The following is a 344-nucleotide window of genomic DNA, read 5'->3' as shown; positions in this document are numbered from 1 at the left end:
CTAAAAGGGTGATAACGCACACTGTCATAGCATCTACCCAAGACCATAGATAGGTTAGGCTCCAACCAAAGGCGCGCAGGGTGACAATGTCCGTTAGCACGTAGCCAACAATTGCTCCCAGCGGCAGTGCAATAACGAGCGTAAATGCCACTAGCGCGCCTATCTGTCCTATCATCATAGCCATCAGATTTCGGCGTCTAACCCCTAGCGCGTAAAGCCGAGCAATGGCTGCCTTGCGCGCATCAAGCAACATATAACACGCACTGAACAGACCAATCACGGCAATCATCAAAGTCACCGCATTGAGTGCGCTGGTCACAGCGAATGTTCGGCTAAATATGTCT

1 protein-coding gene is annotated in these 344 nt (G+C 50.9%); it reads right to left on the bottom strand.

The features are described 5' to 3' along the window. A partial coding sequence (locus AB4585_RS23550) for an FtsX-like permease family protein (protein ID WP_372171193.1) occupies positions 1-344 on the bottom strand: 344 nt, incomplete at both ends.

It is taken from the genome of Vibrio sp. 10N.222.49.C9 (assembly GCF_041474985.1).
Lineage (GTDB): Bacteria > Pseudomonadota > Gammaproteobacteria > Enterobacterales > Vibrionaceae > Vibrio > Vibrio crassostreae_C.
Note: the sequence above shows the minus strand (reverse complement) of the source record. Positions and strands in the feature narration are given on the sequence as shown.